This is a genomic window from Streptomyces sp. NBC_01232 (assembly GCF_035989885.1).
In the GTDB taxonomy this organism is placed as follows: Bacteria; Actinomycetota; Actinomycetes; order Streptomycetales; family Streptomycetaceae; genus Streptomyces.
Window position 1 is genome coordinate 2,381,714 of record NZ_CP108518.1, and the last position, 14,588, is coordinate 2,396,301.

19 protein-coding genes are annotated in these 14,588 nt (G+C 72.5%); 4 read left to right on the plus strand and 15 right to left on the minus strand.

Annotated features, from left to right (window positions below):
• Window positions 1-171 precede the first annotated feature (171 nt).
• From trpM to hisI, 7 genes are all read right to left on the minus strand, one after another.
• On the minus strand, window positions 172-381 hold the full coding sequence (gene trpM, locus OG444_RS11200) for a tryptophan biosynthesis modulator TrpM (RefSeq protein WP_327262020.1): 210 nt from the start codon (window positions 379-381) through the stop codon (window positions 172-174).
• A gap of 9 nt (window positions 382-390) precedes the next feature.
• Window positions 391-1,200, minus strand: a complete 810-nt coding sequence (trpC, locus tag OG444_RS11205) for an indole-3-glycerol phosphate synthase TrpC (RefSeq protein ID WP_030012837.1) — start codon at window positions 1,198-1,200, stop codon at window positions 391-393.
• A 172-nt stretch (window positions 1,201-1,372) separates the two neighbouring features.
• Window positions 1,373-1,873, minus strand: a complete 501-nt coding sequence (locus OG444_RS11210; protein WP_401281345.1) for a DUF2752 domain-containing protein — start codon at window positions 1,871-1,873, stop codon at window positions 1,373-1,375.
• Between the two features lie 84 nt (window positions 1,874-1,957).
• Complete coding sequence (locus tag OG444_RS11215) at window positions 1,958-2,209, minus strand: HGxxPAAW family protein (RefSeq protein ID WP_327262022.1); 252 nt, start codon at window positions 2,207-2,209, stop codon at window positions 1,958-1,960.
• Window positions 2,210-2,319: 110 nt separating this feature from the next.
• The gene (locus tag OG444_RS11220; RefSeq protein ID WP_327262023.1) at window positions 2,320-3,000 is read right to left on the minus strand and encodes a TIGR02234 family membrane protein; all 681 of its coding nucleotides are present in this window, start codon (window positions 2,998-3,000) and stop codon (window positions 2,320-2,322) included.
• A 14-nt stretch (window positions 3,001-3,014) separates the two neighbouring features.
• Entirely contained in the window at window positions 3,015-4,505 is a 1,491-nt protein-coding gene (locus OG444_RS11225) for an anthranilate synthase component I (protein ID WP_327262024.1), read from the minus strand.
• Window positions 4,506-4,520: 15 nt separating this feature from the next.
• A complete protein-coding gene (gene hisI / locus OG444_RS11230; protein ID WP_327262025.1) occupies window positions 4,521-4,889 on the minus strand; it encodes a phosphoribosyl-AMP cyclohydrolase in 369 nt (122 codons plus the stop codon).
• Window positions 4,890-4,980: 91 nt separating this feature from the next.
• Here hisI and OG444_RS11235 point away from each other — a divergent pair, with 91 nt between their 5' ends.
• Window positions 4,981-5,613 (plus strand): TIGR03085 family metal-binding protein, encoded by a 633-nt coding sequence (locus OG444_RS11235; RefSeq protein WP_327262026.1) that lies wholly within the window; start codon window positions 4,981-4,983, stop codon window positions 5,611-5,613.
• A 162-nt stretch (window positions 5,614-5,775) separates the two neighbouring features.
• Here OG444_RS11235 and hisF read toward each other — a convergent pair whose 3' ends face one another.
• The 8 genes from hisF to hisD are packed head-to-tail and all read right to left on the minus strand — an operon-like array spanning window position 5,776 to window position 11,498.
• A complete protein-coding gene (hisF, locus tag OG444_RS11240; RefSeq protein WP_327262027.1) occupies window positions 5,776-6,531 on the minus strand; it encodes an imidazole glycerol phosphate synthase subunit HisF in 756 nt (251 codons plus the stop codon).
• A complete protein-coding gene (locus tag OG444_RS11245; protein WP_327262028.1) occupies window positions 6,528-6,929 on the minus strand; it encodes a RidA family protein in 402 nt (133 codons plus the stop codon). The genes hisF and OG444_RS11245 overlap by 4 nt, the downstream gene beginning before the upstream one ends.
• Window positions 6,926-7,657, minus strand: coding sequence for a bifunctional 1-(5-phosphoribosyl)-5-((5-phosphoribosylamino)methylideneamino)imidazole-4-carboxamide isomerase/phosphoribosylanthranilate isomerase PriA (priA, locus tag OG444_RS11250; protein ID WP_327262029.1), 732 nt, complete (start codon window positions 7,655-7,657; stop codon window positions 6,926-6,928). Before priA ends, OG444_RS11245 begins: the two co-directional genes overlap by 4 nt.
• Window positions 7,657-8,307, minus strand: a complete 651-nt coding sequence (gene hisH, locus OG444_RS11255; RefSeq protein ID WP_327262030.1) for an imidazole glycerol phosphate synthase subunit HisH — start codon at window positions 8,305-8,307, stop codon at window positions 7,657-7,659. Before hisH ends, priA begins: the two co-directional genes overlap by 1 nt.
• Window positions 8,304-8,471 carry a hypothetical protein gene (locus tag OG444_RS11260; RefSeq protein ID WP_327262031.1) on the minus strand — a complete coding sequence of 56 codons (168 nt, stop codon included), beginning with the start codon at window positions 8,469-8,471 and terminating at the stop codon, window positions 8,304-8,306. Before OG444_RS11260 ends, hisH begins: the two co-directional genes overlap by 4 nt.
• Before the next feature lie 2 nt (window positions 8,472-8,473).
• Window positions 8,474-9,067 carry an imidazoleglycerol-phosphate dehydratase HisB gene (hisB, locus tag OG444_RS11265; protein ID WP_030009963.1) on the minus strand — a complete coding sequence of 198 codons (594 nt, stop codon included), beginning with the start codon at window positions 9,065-9,067 and terminating at the stop codon, window positions 8,474-8,476.
• Window positions 9,064-10,179 (minus strand): histidinol-phosphate transaminase, encoded by a 1,116-nt coding sequence (locus OG444_RS11270; protein WP_327262032.1) that lies wholly within the window; start codon window positions 10,177-10,179, stop codon window positions 9,064-9,066. The genes hisB and OG444_RS11270 overlap by 4 nt, the downstream gene beginning before the upstream one ends.
• Window positions 10,176-11,498: a histidinol dehydrogenase gene (gene hisD / locus OG444_RS11275; protein WP_327262033.1), complete on the minus strand. Its 1,323-nt coding sequence runs from the start codon at window positions 11,496-11,498 to the stop codon at window positions 10,176-10,178. The genes OG444_RS11270 and hisD overlap by 4 nt, the downstream gene beginning before the upstream one ends.
• A 126-nt stretch (window positions 11,499-11,624) precedes the next feature.
• Between hisD and OG444_RS11280 the strand changes: the two genes are divergently transcribed.
• The 3 genes from OG444_RS11280 (at window position 11,625) to ybaK (ending at window position 14,559) form a co-directional block, all read left to right on the plus strand.
• A complete protein-coding gene (locus OG444_RS11280; RefSeq protein WP_442810492.1) occupies window positions 11,625-13,220 on the plus strand; it encodes an oxidoreductase in 1,596 nt (531 codons plus the stop codon).
• Window positions 13,221-13,316: 96 nt separating this feature from the next.
• A complete protein-coding gene (locus OG444_RS11285) occupies window positions 13,317-14,054 on the plus strand; it encodes an LON peptidase substrate-binding domain-containing protein (protein WP_327262034.1) in 738 nt (245 codons plus the stop codon).
• Between the two features lie 10 nt (window positions 14,055-14,064).
• Window positions 14,065-14,559 carry a Cys-tRNA(Pro) deacylase gene (gene ybaK, locus OG444_RS11290; RefSeq protein WP_327262035.1) on the plus strand — a complete coding sequence of 165 codons (495 nt, stop codon included), beginning with the start codon at window positions 14,065-14,067 and terminating at the stop codon, window positions 14,557-14,559.
• Window positions 14,560-14,588 lie beyond the last annotated feature (29 nt).

Here is a 14,588-nt window from a genome sequence, read left to right on the forward strand (position 1 = left end):
GTGGATTCACCGTATTGCGCCGACCGCAAGTACCGCGCACACCCCGCTGGGGAATGTGCGTGCAGTACGTGCGGGCAGCCCGCGTCCGGAGCCGGCGGCCCGGGCCGTCAGGCCGTACGGGAGCCGCTCGCGGCGCGGTACGTCTCGCGTACCGGGCCGGGGCAGCCCTCGTTACAGCGCGCCTCCGCGGCGCCATCGCATGCCGTTGACCTGACCGGGCTCCGAGCCGATCACGTACCGGACCCGCCGCCCGTGCACGCGCCGGGCCGGGGCGCGGCAGCCGCGGGGGCGGCAGCCGCGCGCCAGGGGCGCGTGCGTCGTCGACACCGCGGCCGGGCGGGAGCCGGGCCGGGTGCGGACGGAGGAGCGGTCGTGGGCCATGGTTTCGGGTCAGCTCCGCCCGTGGCGCAGGGCGGGGTGGGCGCCGGCGGCGACGAGGTCGGCCACGGCCGCCTTCGGGTCGCGGCCGGTCACCAGGGACTCCCCGACGAGGACGGCGTCGGCGCCCTCGTTCGCGTAGGCGATCAGGTCGTGCGGGCCACGGATGCCGGACTCGGCGATCTTGACGATGTGGTCCGGGATCTCGCCGACGACGCGCTCGAAGGTGGAGCGGTCGACCTTGAGGTCCTTGAGGTTGCGGGCGTTGACGCCGATGATCTTGGCGCCGGCGGCGACCGCGCGCTCCACTTCCTCCTCGTCGTGGACCTCGACGAGCGGGGTGAGACCGATGGACTCGGCCCGCTCGATGAGGGAGACGAGGGCCTCCTGCTCCAGGGCCGCGACGATCAGCAGGACGAGGTCGGCGCCGTAGGCGCGGGCCTCCCAGAGCTGGTACGCCGTGACGATGAAGTCCTTGCGCAGGATCGGGATGTCCACGCGGGCGCGGACGGCCTCCAGGTCGGCCAGCGAGCCGCCGAAACGGCGCTGCTCGGTGAGGACGGAGATGACCGCCGCACCGCCCGCCTCGTAGTCGGCGGCGAGCCCGGCCGGATCGGCGATGGCGGCCAGCGCGCCCTTGGAGGGGCTGGAGCGCTTGACCTCGCAGATCACCTTGACGCTGTCACCGCGCAGTGCGGCGACGCCGTCCTTGGCCTGGGGCGCCTTGGCGGCACGCTCCTTGAGCTCGTCGAGGCTCACGCGGGCCTGCCGTTCGGCAAGGTCTTCGCGGACCCCTTCGATGATCTCGTCGAGCACACTCACGCGAGCGGCCCCCTTCCGGGTCGATGACGTTCGGCCGCCTTGCAGACACGTACAAAAACAAGGTCGGCATTCAAATGGTATCCGCAGGACGCGTCGCCCTCCGCACCCGGTTGACGTCGTCCCAGTAACTGGACATTCGGAATCCGTGCTTCATAGGGCCTGCCCCGGGGGCTCAGGGCGCCAGTGCGGAGCCGAAAGAGAGATTTCGGACAATGACGAAAACCAGCGCCAGGGCGCCGATCGGCCACCAGTACCTCGGACGCAGGACGAACTTCGGGGTCGGCCCGCCGCGATAGGCGCGAACCAGCCACAGGGCCATGAAACCCGCGAAGACGAAGTAGCCCACGACCGCGAGCGCGTTCGCCCCGAATGCGGTCACCAGATCGCCGTGGGCGAACGCGTGCGCGCTGCGCAGGCCGCCGCAGCCCGGACACAGGACGCCCGTCAGCCGGAACAGCGGGCACACCGGGTAGTGGCCGGGCTCATTGGGATCCACGGCGCCCACGTACCCGAAGGCGGCCACGGCCCCGGCCAGGTAGAGCGCCGGGACGGCCAGCCGCCGGACCCGGGAGGGCCGCTCGGCGGGCGCCGCGGGCGGGACGGGCACGGGCACCGGGGTCGGCGCGGCATCGGGGGTGCGAGAGGCGTCCACCTGCTGATTCTCTCCGCTCATGACAAAAGGCGCAGCCCGGCGGGGCCGCGCCTTTCGGCTGCGTTGCTTCGGCGCGCGTCGCTCCGGCCCGCGTCGCTCGCGCGCTCAGACCTTGGCGGGAACCTTGGAAGCGGCGATGACCTCGGCGAGGTCCTTGTGCGCGGCCTTCGGCGCGCCCATGCCCGCGGCCCGCATGGCCATGCCGACGACACCGCCGAGCACGACGACGACGAGGCCGGCCCAGAAGCCCAGCGGGTTCGCGATCACCATGAAGGCGCCGGAGATGCAGAAACCGATGAAGGCAATGATGACACCGGTCCAGGCGGCCGGGGTGTGTCCGTGGCTAGTGCCCGCCATGAGTTGCTCCTCGTTGCTCTGTCGCGCTGCTGGGTCGAACGTGCGGTCTGTGTCGGACGCTCGGGGACATTGTCCCGCACCGGGCGGCCTCGCCGTCCAGGGGGGTCGGGTCAGTGGGCCCGGTCGGCGCCCGGGTCGGTGGTCGGGTCCTCGCCGCGGTCCAGAGCCTTCCACAGATCTTCCGGCCGGTCCGGATCCACCGCCGCGACAGTCCGCCGGCGCGGGCTGCCGTCACGCTCGTAGCGGCCCCCCATCGAGGGCCAGCTCCGGCCGAAGCGCAGGGCCAGCAGTCCGGCGGCCAGGATCAGGACCGCACCGGCGGCCGTCACGTAGGGCCACGTGGTCTGGGTCAGGCCGGCCACGTGCGCCGCGCTGTCGGCGGTCGTACGGACGGCCTGCGCGTCCAGGGCGCTGCGGCCGTCGCCGCCGAGGACCGCGGACAGCGCCGCACCGAGGCCGCTGAGCGCGAGCAGCCCCGACACCAGCAGCCGGCTCCTGCCGCGTACGGCGAAGACGGCGACCAGGGCGGCGAGGCCCACGATGGCCAGGGCCGCGGGGAGGCCGGTGACGGCCCGCCCGTCGGCGGCCAGCTGGAGCGAGTCGGTGCCGATGGCGGCGGTGCCCCGGGCCCAGGTCCGGCCGGAGGCGAGCAGGACGACGGTGGCGCCGAGGGCGCCGAGCAGCAGGGCGACGGCCACGCTGCGGCGGCCGCTGCGGCTGTCCGGGGCCTCGGGCTCGGCGTCGGGGTCGGCTTCGTTTCGGGGCGGGGGTACGGCACTCACGTACCCCACTATCCCCTACGCCCTCACGAGCCGTGGAGGCGGTTCGCCGCTCCCACCGCCCGCAGCACGGCGGCCGCCTTGTTGCGGCACTCGTTGTCCTCCAGTTCGGGCACCGAGTCGGCGACGACACCGGCTCCGGCCTGCACGTACGCCGTTCCGTCCCGCAGCAGCGCGGTACGGATGGCGATGGCCGTGTCGGAGTCCCCGGCGAAGTCCAGGTAGCCCACACAACCGCCGTACAGGCCGCGGCGGGAGGGCTCCAGCTCCTCGATGATCTGCATGGCGCGGGGCTTGGGCGCGCCGGACAGGGTGCCGGCCGGGAAGCAGGCGGTGAGCACGTCGAAGGCGGTCCGGCCCTCGGCGACCCGCCCGGTGACGGTGGACACGATGTGCATGACGTGCGAGTACCGCTCGACGCTCATGAAGTCCACGACCTCCACGGAGCCCGGCTCGCAGACCCGGCCCAGGTCGTTGCGGCCCAGGTCGACGAGCATCAGGTGCTCGGCGCGCTCCTTCGGGTCCGCCATCAGCTCCTCGGCGAGCTCGTGGTCCTCCTGCGGCGTCGCGCCGCGGTGGCGGGTGCCCGCGATGGGGTGGACCATGGCCCGGCCGTCCTCGACCTTGACCAGCGCCTCGGGGCTGGAGCCGACCACGTCGAAGCCGTTCTCGAAGCGGAAGAGGTACATGTACGGGGACGGGTTGGTGGCCCGCAGCACCCGGTAGACGTCCAGCGCGGAGGCGTGGCAGGGGGTCTCGAACCGCTGCGAGGGCACCACCTGGAAGGCCTCGCCGGCCCGGATCCGCTCCTTGATGTCCTCGACGGCCGCCTGGTACTTCTCGCCGCCCCACAGGGCGGAGAACTCGGGCAGCTCGGAGGCGGGCAGCGCGGCCGGCACGTACGGGGCGGGGCGCGCCAGGTCGGCCTCCATCGCGTCGAGGCGGGCCACGGCGTCCGCGTACGCCTCGTCGACCCCGGAGTCCAGGTCGTTGTGGTTGATGGCGTTGGCGATGAGCTGGACGGTGCCGTCCCAGTGGTCCATGACCGCCAGGTCGGAGGTGAGCAGCATGGTCAGCTCGGGGAGCTCCAGGTCGTCGCTGGTGTGCTCGCCGATGCGCTCCAGGCGCCGCACGATGTCGTAGCCGAGGTAGCCGACCATGCCGCCGGTGAAGGGGGGCATGGCGCCCGCGAGGTCGCGGGGGGTGTGCAGGGCCTCGACGGTGGCTCGCAGCGCGTCGAGGGGATCGCCGTCGGTGGGTACGCCGACGGGCGGGGTGCCGATCCAGTGCGCCCGGCCGTCCCGGGCGGTCAGGGTGGCGTTGCTGCGGACCCCGATGAAGGAGTACCGGGACCAGGAGCGGCCGTTCTCGGCCGACTCCAGGAGGAAGGTGCCGGGGCGTTCGGCTGCCAGCTTGCGGTAGAGCCCGACGGGGGTGTCCCCGTCGGCCAGCAGCTTGCGGCTCACGGGAATCACGCGGCGGTCGGCCGCGAGCTTGCGGAACGTCTCAAGATCCATTGCGTGGGACCCTACCTAGTCGGCTGCGCGGAGGAGGACATCGTCGTCGAAGCAGGTGCGTGCCCCGGTGTGGCAGGCCGCTCCGACCTGGTCGACCCGGACGAGCACAGTGTCGGCATCGCAGTCGAGCGCGACGGACTTCACGTGCTGGAAGTGGCCGGAAGTGTCCCCCTTCACCCAGTACTCCTGGCGGCTGCGGGACCAGTAGGTGCAGCGGCCGGTGGTCAGGGTGCGGTGCAGGGCCTCGTCGTCCATCCAGCCGAGCATGAGCACCTCACCGGTGTCGTACTGCTGGGCGATGGCCGGGATCAGGCCGTCCGCGGAGCGCTTGAGGCGCGCGGCGATGGCGGGGTCGAGGTTGCCGGGGCGGGGGGACGTACTCATGTGGACATTGTGCCGGGCCGGGGTGGGGGTATTGATCCCCGTCCGCCTGATGAGCGGGCGCTCGGCGTGTTACCGCCGTAGGCTGGCCCGCATGTCTACCCATGCGAAGCGTGAACGCCTGCTGTTGGCGGACCTGTTGGAGGCGGCCGGTCCGGAGGCCCCCACGCTGTGCGCCGGCTGGACCTGCCGTGAGCTGGCCGCGCACGTGGTGGTGCGGGAGCGGCGGCCCGACGCGGCGGGCGGCCTGCTGCTGAACGTGCTGAAGGGCCGCCTGGACCGGGCGATGGAGGAGTACGCGGCCAAGCCGTACGAGGAGCTGCTCCAGCTGATCAGGACCGGCCCGCCGAGGATGTCGGTGTACTCGCTGAAGCAGATCGACGAGGCGGCGAACGCCGTCGAGTTCTACGTGCACGCGGAGGACGTCCGCCGGGCGCAGCCGGACTGGTCGCCTCGGGAGCTGGACCCGGTGTTCTCGGACGCGCTGTGGTCCCGGCTGGAGAAGCTGGCCCGGCTGACGGGCCGCCGCTCGCCGGTGGGCCTGGTGCTGAGGCGCCCGAACGGGCAGACGGCGGTGGCGCACAAGGGCGCGCCGGTGGTCACCGTGACCGGCGAGCCGGGGGAACTGACGCTGTTCTGCTTCGGCCGGCAGGAAGCGGCGGCGGTGTCGCTCGACGGTGAGAAGGAGGCGGTCGCCAAGCTGACGGTGGCGGCCCTCGGCATCTGACCCCGGCCGCCCTTGCCCTGGCCGGGCGGTGCGGGTGCGGGCCGGTGCCCGCCTTTGCCCTGGCCGGGCGGTGCGGTTGCGCTCCCGGGTGCGGGCCGGTGCCCGCACCCGGAAAGACACCGGCACCGCCCGGGAGGGGAAGCCGCACCACCCGGGAGGGGGTCAGCGGACGGGGTGGCCCGCTTCGCGGAGGGCGGATTTGACCTCGGCGATGCGCAGGTCGCCGAAGTGGAACACCGACGCCGCGAGCACCGCATCCGCCCCCGCCTCGATCGCCGGGGCGAAGTGCGCCAGCTTCCCCGCGCCGCCCGAGGCGATCACGGGCACCGTGACGTGCTTGCGGACCGCCGCGATCATCTCGACGTCGTAGCCGTCCTTGGTGCCGTCCGCGTCCATCGAGTTGAGCAGGATCTCGCCCGCGCCCAGCTCCGCGGCCCGGTGCGCCCACTCGACCGCGTCGATGCCGGTGCCCTGGCGGCCGCCGTGCGTGGTGACCTCGAAGGTCCCGGCGGCGGTGCGGCGCGCGTCCACGGACAGGACGAGCACCTGCCGGCCGAAGCGCTCCGCGATCTCCTGGATGAGCTCGGGGCGGACGATGGCGGCCGTGTTCACGCCCACCTTGTCCGCGCCGGCCCGCAGCAGCTTGTCCACGTCGTCGGCCGTGCGGACGCCGCCGCCCACCGTGAGCGGGATGAAGACCTGCTCGGCGGTGCGGCGCACCACGTCGTAGGTGGTCTCGCGGTTCCCGGAGGACGCGGTGATGTCGAGGAAGGTCAGCTCGTCGGCGCCCTCGGCGTCGTACAGCTTGGCCATCTCCACCGGGTCACCGGCGTCGCGCAGGTTCTGGAAGTTGACGCCCTTGACGACCCGGCCGTTGTCCACGTCCAGGCAGGGGATCACGCGTACGGCGAGGCTCATGCGGTCACCGCCTTGAACGCCTCGACCTCCACCTCGACGACCATGCCGGGGTCGACGAAGCCGGAGACGATGAGCATGGTCGCGGCGGGCCGGACCGCGTCGAAGAGCTGCTTGTGGGCGCGGCCCACCTCTTCGACGTCCCGGGCGTGCGTGAGGTACATCCGGGTGCGGACGACGTCCTCGGGGCCCATGCCGGCCTCGGCGAGGGCCTTGAAGGCGACCTCGAAGGCCTTGACCGTCTGGTCGTACGGGCCGCCCGCATCGGCGGCGGTGCAGCCGGAGACCAGGACCAGGCCGTTGGAGAGGGCCACCGCGCGCGAGTAGCCGATCACGTCCTCGTAGGCACCGCCGGAGGAGATGCGGCGTACGCCGGCCGTGGAGTCGGGGGAGATGCTCATGCGGAGACCACCTTCAGGGCTTCTTCCAGGGTGAAGGCCTTGGCGTACAGGGCCTTGCCGACGATCGCGCCCTCGACGCCGAGGGGGACCAGCTCGGACAGCGCCCGCAGGTCGTCGAGCGAGGAGATGCCGCCGGAGGCGACGACGGGCCGGTCGGTGGCGGCGCAGACGTTCTTCAGCAGCTCCAGGTTGGGGCCGGTGAGCGTGCCGTCCTTGCCGATGTCGGTGACGACGTAGCGGGCGCAGCCCTCGGAGTCCAGTCGGGCGAGGGTCTCGTAGAGGTCGCCGCCCTCGCTGGTCCAGCCGCGGCCCTTGAGGGTGGTGCCGCGGACGTCGAGGCCGACGGCGATCCTGTCGCCGTGCTCGGCGATGGCCTTCGCGGCCCACTCGGGGGTCTCCAGGGCGGCGGTGCCCAGGTTGACGCGGGTGCAGCCGGTGGCGAGGGCCGCCGCGAGCGAGGCGTCGTCGCGGATGCCGCCGGAGAGCTCGACCTTGATGTCCATGGCGCCGGTGATCTCGGCGACCAGGGCTCGGTTGTCGCCGGTGCCGAAGGCGGCGTCCAGGTCGACCAGGTGCAGCCATTCGGCGCCGGAGCGCTGCCAGGCGAGGGCCGCCTCCAGGGGGGAGCCGTAGGAGGTCTCGCTGCCGGACACCCCGTGCACGAGGCGGACGGCCTGCCCGTCGCGGACGTCGACCGCGGGGAGGAGTTCGAGCGTGGGTGCGGTCATCACAGGGTCTCGATCCAGTTGGTGAGGAGCTGGGCGCCGGCGTCACCGGACTTCTCGGGGTGGAACTGGGTGGCCCACAGGGCCCGGTTCTCCACCGCCGCCACGAACCGCTCGCCGTGGGTGGCCCAGGTGACCTTGGGGGCGCGGATCAGCGGGTTGGTGATCTCCAGGCTCCAGTCGCGCGCCGCGTAGGAGTGCACGAAGTAGAACCGCGCGTCGTCGTCCAGGCCCTTGAAGGCCTGGCTGTCGGCCGGGGCCTCGACGGTGTTCCAGCCCATGTGGGGAACGATCGGGGCCCTGAGCGGGCCGACCGTGCCGGGCCACTCGTCCAGGCCCTCGGTCTCGACGCCGTGCTCGATGCCGCGCTCGAAGAGGATCTGCATGCCGACGCAGATGCCCATGACGGGGCGCCCGCCGGAGAGCCGGCGGCCGATGATCCAGTCGCCGCGCGCCTCCTTGAGGCCCTGCATGCAGGCGGAGAAGGCGCCGACGCCGGGGACGAGGAGTCCGTCGGCGTCCATGGCCTTGTCGTAGTCGCGGGTGATCTCGACGTCGGCGCCGACGCGGGCGAGGGCGCGCTCGGCGGAGCGGACGTTGCCGAAGCCGTAGTCGAAGACGACGACCTTCTTGGTGGGGCGGACTGCGCTCATTCCCAAATTCCCTGGATTCGCAGGACTCCGGCGACCAGACACATCACGGAGCCGAGGGCGAGCAGGACGATGACCGACATGGGCATCTTCTGCTTCTGGAAGGAGTAGACGCCGCCGGCCAGGAACAGGCCGACGACGATCAGGACGGTGTTGAGGCCGTTCACGGCTAGAGGGCGCCCTTCGTGGAGGGCAGGATGCCGGCCGCGCGCGGGTCGAACTCGGCGGCGTAGCGCAGGGCGCGGGCCAGCGCCTTGAACTGGCACTCCACGATGTGGTGGGCGTTGCGGCCGTACGGGACGTGGATGTGCAGGGCGATCTGGGCCTGCGCGACGAAGGACTCGAAGATGTGCCGGGTCATCGTCGTGTCGTACGTGCCGATCATCGGCGCCATGTTCTCGGGCTCGGTGTGCACGAGGTAGGGGCGGCCGGACAGGTCGACGGTCACCTGGGCGAGGGACTCGTCGAGCGGCACGGTGCAGTTGCCGAAGCGGTAGATGCCGACCTTGTCGCCGAGGGCCTGCTTGAAGGCGGCGCCCAGCGCGAGGGCGCTGTCCTCGATGGTGTGGTGGCTGTCGATGTGCAGGTCGCCCTCGGTCTTGACGGTGAGGTCGAAGAGGCCGTGGCGGCCGAGCTGGTCGAGCATGTGGTCGTAGAAGCCCACGCCCGTCGAGACGTCGACCTGGCCGGTGCCGTCGAGGTTTATCTCGACGACGACCGAGGTCTCCTTGGTGGTCCGTTCGACCCGTCCGATGCGGCTCATGCGTGCTGCTCCTTCTTCAGTGCGCGAACCGCTTCCAGGAACGCGTCGTTCTCCGCCGGGGTGCCCGCGGTGACCCGCAGCCATCCCGGTACGCCGTTGTCCCGGACCAGGACGCCCTGGTCGAGGATCTTCTGCCAGGCGGTGTGCGAGTCCTCGAACTTCCCGAACTGGATGAAGTTCGCGTCGGATTCGGTGACCTCGAAGCCGATGGCCCGCAGTTCCACGACCAGGCGGTCGCGCTCGGCCTTGAGCTGCTCGACGTAGCCGAGCAGGGTGTCGGTGTGCTCCAGGGCGGCCAGCGCGGTGGCCTGGGTGACGGCCGACAGGTGGTACGGCAGGCGCACCAGCTGGACGGCGTCGACGACGGCGGGATGCGCGGCCAGGTAGCCCAGGCGCAGACCGGCCGCTCCGAAGGCCTTGGACATGGTCCGGGAGACCACCAGGTTCGGGCGGCCCTCGATGAGGGGCAGCAGCGAGTCCCGGTGGCTGAACTCCACGTACGCCTCGTCCACGATCACCAGGGACGGCTTGGCCGCCTGCGCGGCCTCGTAGAGGGCGAGGACCGTCTCGGCCTCGACCGCGGTGCCCGTGGGGTTGTTGGGCGAGGTGATGAAGACGACGTCGGGGGCGTTCTCGCCGATGGCCTGCTCCGCCGCCTCCACGTCGATCGTGAAGTCCTCGCGGCGCGGCCCGGAGATCCAGCCGGTGCCGGTGCCGCGGGAGATCAGCGCGTGCATCGAGTAGGAGGGCTCGAAGCCGAGGGCGGTGCGGCCGGGTCCGCCGAAGGTCTGCAGCAGCTGCTGGATGACCTCGTTGGAGCCGTTGGCCGCCCATACGTTCTCCCGCGCGACCGGGTGCTTGCCGGTACGGGTGAGATAGGCGGCCAGCTGGGTGCGCAGCTCGACCGCGTCCCGGTCGGGGTAGCGGTTGAGGGTGCGGGCGGCCTCGGCGACTCGCTCGGCGATGCGCGCGACGAGCTCTGGGGGCAGCTCGTACGGGTTCTCGTTGGTGTTCAGCTGGACGGGCACGTCGAGCTGCGGGGCGCCGTAGGGGCTCTTGCCGCGCAGCTCGTCCCGGATGGGGAGGTCGTCGATGCCGATGCCGGCGGTCATACGGTGGGCACCTTCCATCCGAAGCGCGCCTTCAGGGCGGCGCCGTGCGCGGGCAGGTCCTCGGCCTCGGCCAGCGTCACCACGTGGTGGGTGACCTCGGCGAGGGCGTCGCGCGTGTAGTCCACGATGTGGATGCCGCGCAGGAAGGACTGCACGGACAGGCCGGAGGAGTGGCAGGCGCAGCCGCCGGTGGGCAGCACGTGGTTGGACCCGGCGCAGTAGTCGCCGAGGGAGACCGGGGCCCACGGGCCGACGAAGATCGCGCCGGCGTTGCGGACCCGGGCGGCCCAGGCGGCGGCGTCGGCGGTCTGGATCTCCAGGTGCTCGGCGCCGTACGCGTCGACGACCTTGAGGCCGTCCTCCAGGCTGTCGACCAGCACGATCGCGGACTGCTTGCCGGCCAGCGCGGGCTTGATCCGGTCCTCGACGTGCTTGGTCGCGGCGACCTGGGGCTCCAGCTCCTTCTCGACGGCGTCCGCGAGCTCCGCGGAGTCCGTGACGAGCACGGCCGCGGCCAGCGGGTCGTGCTCGGCCTGGCTGATCAGGTCGGCGGCGACGTGCACCGGGTCGGCGGTGGAGTCGGCGAGGACGGCGATCTCGGTCGGGCCGGCCTCGGTGTCGATGCCGATCCTCCCGGTGAAGTAGCGCTTGGCTGCGGCGACCCAGATGTTGCCGGGGCCGGTCACCATGTTGACCGGCAGGCAGTCCTCGGTGCCGTACGCGAACATGGCGACGGCCACGGCGCCACCGGCCGCGTACACCTCGTCCACGCCGAGCAGCGCGCACGCGGCGAGGATCGTCGGGTGGGGCAGCCCGTCGAACTCCTTCTGCGGCGGGGACGCGAGCGCGATCGACTCGACGCCCGCCTCCTGGGCCGGGACGACGTTCATGACGACGGAGGACGGGTACACCGAGCGGCCGCCCGGGGCGTACAGCCCCACGCGCTCCACCGGAACCCACTTCTCGGTCACCGTGCCGCCGGGGACCACCTGGGTGGTGTGCTCGGTGCGGCGCTGGTTGCGGTGCACGATCCGGGCGCGCCGGATCGACTCCTCGAGGGCCGCGCGGACGGCCGGGTCCAGCTGCTCCAGGGCGGCCTTGATGGCCTCCGCGGGCACCCGGACCTGCGAGAGCTCGACCCCGTCGAACTTCTGCGCGTACTCGATCAGCGCCGCCGTGCCACGATGATGGACGTCCTCGCAGATGGGCCGCACCTTCTCCAGGGCAGCTTCTACGTCGAACTCGGCACGGGGCAGCAGATCGCGCAGGGCGCCGCCCTCGGGGAGGGCGTCACCGCGCAGGTCGATACGAGAGATCACCTCACAATTCTCTCAGACCGCTTCGCGCCACCGTTCGCCCGTATCACTGGCTGATACGGGCCCCGGATGTCACAGGCGCCCGTTAGCGTTCCCCTACACGTAGATGACAGCGGAGGGGGGGCCGCCGTGACCGAGGCGCGCACGGACGAGGAACCGGCGGATCTCACCGCCGCCGAACGGCGCATGTGGGAGGCGTACCGCACGGGCAGCGTCTGCGATCTCAGCACCCGCGTCGCCGACCGCGACGATCCGCACGCCGAGCACGTCTGGGGGCCCGAGCGCAGCGTCCGCGCCCGGGTGGTCGCACGGCTGCTGCTGCACGGGCCGCCGCCGGTGCCGGGCCGGGTGGCCTCCCTCAAGCTGCGCGGGGTGCGGATCAGCGGGCGGCTGGAACTGTCCGGCGGCGCGGTGGCCCCGTACGTGGAGGTCCAGTCCTGCCGCTTCGACAGCGAGATCCAGCTGTCCGAGGCCCGCTTCGGCACGCTGCGCCTGATCAACTGCGCGATACCGCGGCTGGAGGCCGCCCGGCTGCACACCGAGGGCGATCTGCATCTGCCGCGCTGCCGGGTGGCGCGCGGGATCCGGCTGACCGACGCGCAGATCGGCACCGACCTGCTGGTCAGCCAGGCCGTGGTGCAGCGGGACAGCAAGGGGCGGGCGATCGCCGCGGACGGGATGTCGGTCGCGCAGGACTTACAGGGCGAGCTGTTGGAGACGTACGGCGAGGTGAGCCTGCGCGGGGCCAAGGTCGGCGTGTCGATGAACCTGCGCGGGGCCCGCCTGCGCAATCCGTACGGGCGGTACGCGATGAACGCCCCGCAGCTGACCGTCGAGCGGACCCTGTACCTGACCTCGATCGCGCTGGACTACGCGGCGGGCGGGGGCTCCTCCACTCCCCCGTACGGGCTGGGGGCGACGCCCACGCGCGGTCAGCGGGCCCGGCCCTTCGAGTGCCGGGGCGGGCTCCGGCTGGACGACGGCCGTTTCGGGGACGCCATCGACTTCTACGGCGCGCGCTTCACGCTCACGGCCGATCAGGAGATCTCCCTGCGCCGGATCCAGACCCCCGAGTTCCGTTTCGTCGGCGAGCGGCCGGAGCAGGGGCGGGTGGTGGTGTCCGGGGCCAAGGTGGTCAAGCTCGTCGACACGTCCACGGCCTGGCCTGGCCCGGGCGGGGTGTCCATCGAGGGGTTCGTCTACGAGACCCTCGCGCCCCGGGGACACTTCCCGCTCTCCCGGCGCCTGGAGTGGGTGGCTGCGGCGACTCCCGAGTACTCGCCGGAGCCGTACGAGCGGCTGGCCGCCGTACTGCGGGCGAGCGGCGAGGACCAGGACGCCCGGGAGGTGCTGCTGGCCAAGCAGCGCCGGCGCCGGGCCACGCTGCCGCCGGCGCCGAAGGCGTGGGGGTACCTCCAGGACTGGACGGTGGTCTACGGGTACCGCCCGGGCCGGGCCGCGCTGTGGATGGCGGTGCTGTGGGCGGCGGGGGCGCTGATGTTCTCACAGCTCGACCCGCCGGCGATCAAGCAGGACGAGCACCCCGAGTGGAGCGCCGCCCTGTACGCGCTGGACCTGCTGCTCCCGGTGATCGACCTCGGTCAGCAGGGCCAGTGGAAGCTGGCGGGCGGCTGGCAGTGGGGGGCGGCGGGCCTCGTGATCATGGGCTGGATCCTCGCCACGACGGTGGCGGCGGGAGCCTCCCGGCTGCTGCGGCGCGGCTGACGGCGGCGGGGGTCGTCCGGCCGATCGCGGACGTGCCGCCGTCCGCCCCTCAAACGCCGGACACCCTCCGGGTCCCGGGCGATTACCCTGTGCCAGGTGACCACCGTTCGCCTGCCCCTCTTCCCGCTGAACTCGGTGCTGTTCCCGGGACTCGTCCTCCCGCTGAACATCTTCGAGGAGCGTTATCGCGCCATGATGCGCGAGCTGCTGAAGACGGGCGAGGACGAGCCGCGACGCTTCGCGGTCGTCGCGATCCGCGACGGCCGGGAGGTCGCGCCGACCGCGCCCGGCCTGCCGGACCAGACGGCCCTGCCCGAGCGCGGCCCGGCGGCGGGCTTCGGCCCCGACCCGATCCAGTCCTTCCACCGGGTGGGCTGCATCGCCGACGCGGCGACCGTCCGGGAGCGGGAGGACGGCAGCTTCGAGGTCCTGGCGACCGGTACGACGCGGGTCCGTCTGGTCTCGGTCGACGCCTCGGGTCCCTTCCTGACGGCGGAGCTGGAGGAGCTGCCGGAGGACGCGGGCGACGGTGCGGGCGTCCTGGCCGAGGGGGTGCTGCGGGCCTTCCGCACCTACCAGAAGCGGCTGGCCGGGGCCCGGGAGCGGTCCCTGACCGGCGCGGAGCTCCCCGACGAGCCCTCGGTGGTCTCCTACCTGGTGGCCGCGGCGGCGGTACTGGACATCCCCGCGAAGCAGCGGCTGCTCCAGGCCCCGGACACCGCGACCCGGCTGGCGGAGGAGCTGAAGCTGCTGCGTACGGAGACGGCGGTGATCCGCCACCTCCCGTCCCTGCCGGCGGTGGACCTGACCCGTGCCCCGACGAGCCCGAACTGAGCGCACCCCGATGGCGAAGAAGACCAAGCAGGCGGCAGGCACCCCGGCGATCGTCGCCCTGACGGCGGCGGGCGTCGCCTTCACCACGCACGCCTACGAGCACGACCCGGCGCATCCCTCGTACGGGGAGGAGGCCGCGCAGGCGCTCGGCGTCTCGCCCGCCCAGGTGTTCAAGACCCTGGTCGCGGACGTGGACGGGGTCCTGACGGTGGCGGTGGTCCCGGTGTCGGGATCACTGGACCTCAAGGCCCTGGCGACGGCGGTGGGCGGCAAGCGGGCGGCGATGGCCGACCCGGCCCTGGCAGAGCGCACCACGGGCTACGTCCGCGGCGGCATCTCCCCGCTGGGACAGCGCAAGCGGCTGCGTACGGTGATCGACACCTCGGCCTCGGAGCACGCCACGGTCTGCTGCTCGGCGGGCCGCCGCGGACTGGAGATCGAACTCTCCCCGTCGGACCTGACCACCCTCACCGCAGCCACCCTGGCCCCGATCGCCCGCGCCTGAGCCGTCTCCTTCGGGTCGTGCCGGGGCGG

Coding starts and splice junctions, on each gene's coding strand:
- hisF (WP_327262027.1), bottom strand. CDS start 6,531: ATGAGCCTCGCCGTACGCGTGATCCCCTGCCTGGACGTGGACAACGGC.
- hisH (WP_327262030.1), bottom strand. CDS start 8,307: ATGAGCGCAGTCCGCCCCACCAAGAAGGTCGTCGTCTTCGACTACGGC.
- hisB (WP_030009963.1), bottom strand. CDS start 9,067: ATGAGCCGCATCGGACGGGTCGAACGGACCACCAAGGAGACCTCGGTC.
- OG444_RS11270 (WP_327262032.1), bottom strand. CDS start 10,179: ATGACCGCCGGCATCGGCATCGACGACCTCCCCATCCGGGACGAGCTG.
- OG444_RS11235 (WP_327262026.1), top strand. CDS start 4,981: ATGTCTACCCATGCGAAGCGTGAACGCCTGCTGTTGGCGGACCTGTTG.
- priA (WP_327262029.1), bottom strand. CDS start 7,657: ATGACCGCACCCACGCTCGAACTCCTCCCCGCGGTCGACGTCCGCGAC.
- OG444_RS11210 (WP_401281345.1), bottom strand. CDS start 1,873: ATGAGCGGAGAGAATCAGCAGGTGGACGCCTCTCGCACCCCCGATGCC.
- hisI (WP_327262025.1), bottom strand. CDS start 4,889: ATGAGTACGTCCCCCCGCCCCGGCAACCTCGACCCCGCCATCGCCGCG.
- ybaK (WP_327262035.1), top strand. CDS start 14,065: ATGGCGAAGAAGACCAAGCAGGCGGCAGGCACCCCGGCGATCGTCGCC.
- trpM (WP_327262020.1), bottom strand. CDS start 381: ATGGCCCACGACCGCTCCTCCGTCCGCACCCGGCCCGGCTCCCGCCCG.
- OG444_RS11225 (WP_327262024.1), bottom strand. CDS start 4,505: ATGGATCTTGAGACGTTCCGCAAGCTCGCGGCCGACCGCCGCGTGATT.
- OG444_RS11215 (WP_327262022.1), bottom strand. CDS start 2,209: ATGGCGGGCACTAGCCACGGACACACCCCGGCCGCCTGGACCGGTGTC.
- OG444_RS11245 (WP_327262028.1), bottom strand. CDS start 6,929: ATGAGCATCTCCCCCGACTCCACGGCCGGCGTACGCCGCATCTCCTCC.